Origin of the sequence: Spirillospora albida (assembly GCF_000718255.1) — a bacterium.
GTDB lineage: Bacteria > Actinomycetota > Actinomycetes > Streptosporangiales > Streptosporangiaceae > Spirillospora > Spirillospora albida.
In genome coordinates, this window is sequence record NZ_JOFJ01000051.1 from 1 (window position 1) to 1,552 (window position 1,552).

The 1,552-nt window shown below is 71.2% G+C and carries 1 protein-coding gene and 1 pseudogene; one reads left to right on the plus strand and one right to left on the minus strand.

The genetic code is table 11. From position 1 onward, the window contains the following. Window positions 1–346, minus strand: a pseudogene (locus IE99_RS32855) (hypothetical protein); the annotation flags it as partial. A gap of 134 nt (window positions 347–480) precedes the next feature. On the opposite strand from IE99_RS32855, the gene IE99_RS0128445 reads away from it, so the two are divergent. Next, on the plus strand, window positions 481–1,497 hold the full coding sequence (locus tag IE99_RS0128445) for an AAA family ATPase (protein WP_030177471.1): 1,017 nt from the start codon (window positions 481–483) through the stop codon (window positions 1,495–1,497). Window positions 1,498–1,552 lie beyond the last annotated feature (55 nt).

Sequence of the window (1,552 nt, forward strand, 5' to 3'; positions counted from 1 at the left end):
CCCCACCCTCCCCCGGCACCACCGCCGCCAGAAACCGCTCCGCCCCCACCGCACCCGACTCGTACACCGTCGCCACCCACGGCGCCGCACCCTCCGCCGACGCCGCCACCACCGGCGCCACACCCCCACGACCCGCCCCCGGCAACTCCCCCACGATCGCCGCCCGGAACCGATCCCGCGCCGCCGCATCCCCCGCGGCACCACGATTCAACACCGCCACGCACACCCGCCGCCCCGCGCCGTCCACCCCAAGGAAGACGACCCCCGCCGCCGACTCCGACAACCGCGCCGACAACCGGAACGGACCCACCTCCACCGGATCCCCCGGCGGCAACGGCCTCGACATGCCCGCCACCCTAACAACCACCCACCGGCACGCACGCAACCCGCCACAACGGGTACACGTGATCGCGTAGTGTCGAAAAGCGCCCGACCCCACCCCACGGCCGAGCCCGCCGCAGCACCAGCGAAGGACCCGCAATGACCATCGCCGCCCACGACATCGACGCGGCCGCCGCGCAACTCCAGACCACCGTCGCGGAGGTCAAGAAGGTCATCGTCGGGCAGGACCACATGGTCGAACGCCTCGTCGTCGCCCTCCTCGCACGCGGCCACTGCCTCATCGAAGGCGTCCCCGGCGTCGCCAAGACCCTCGCCGTCGGCACCCTCGCCCGCGTCGTCGGCGGCACCTTCGCCCGCCTCCAGTTCACCCCCGACCTCGTCCCCTCCGACATCGTCGGCACCCGCATCTACCACCCCTCCACCGAACAGTTCGACGTCGAACTCGGCCCCGTCTTCGTCAACTTCGTCCTCGCCGACGAGATCAACCGCGCCCCCGCCAAAGTCCAGTCCGCCCTCCTCGAGGTCATGGCCGAACGCCAGGTCTCCCTCGGCGGCACCACCTACCCCCTCCCCCGCCCCTTCATCGTCCTCGCCACCCAGAACCCCATCGAATCCGAAGGCGTCTACCCCCTCCCCGAAGCCCAGCGCGACCGCTTCCTCATGAAAATCGACGTCCACCACCCCGCCGCCCACGAGGAACTCCAAATCCTCCAGCGCATGAGCGTCGACCCCCCCGAACCCGACAACATCCTCGACACCGAACGCCTCACCACCCTCCAGCGCGCCGCCGAAGAAGTCTCCGTCCACGAACTCATCGCCGACTACATCGTCCGGCTCGTCATGGCCACCCGCGAACCCGAGCGCTACCACCTCCCCGACCTCCGCCCCGTCATCGAGATCGGCGCCAGCCCCCGCGCCACCCTCGGCCTCGCCGCCGCCGCCCGCGCCCTCGCCCTCCTCTCCGGCCGCGACTACGTCCTGCCCGACGACGTCCGCGCCGTCGCCCGCGACGTCATCGCCCACCGCCTCGTCCTCAGCTTCGACGCCCTCGCCGACGGCATCGAACCCGCCGACGTCACCGCGCAGATCCTCGCCGCCGTCCCCCCGCCCCGCGTCGTCTGGAACCACGGCGCCGGAACGGTGACCAGCGCATGACCTGTCTCTTATACACATCTGACGCTGCCGACGAAGGCTTAGGTGTAGATCTCGG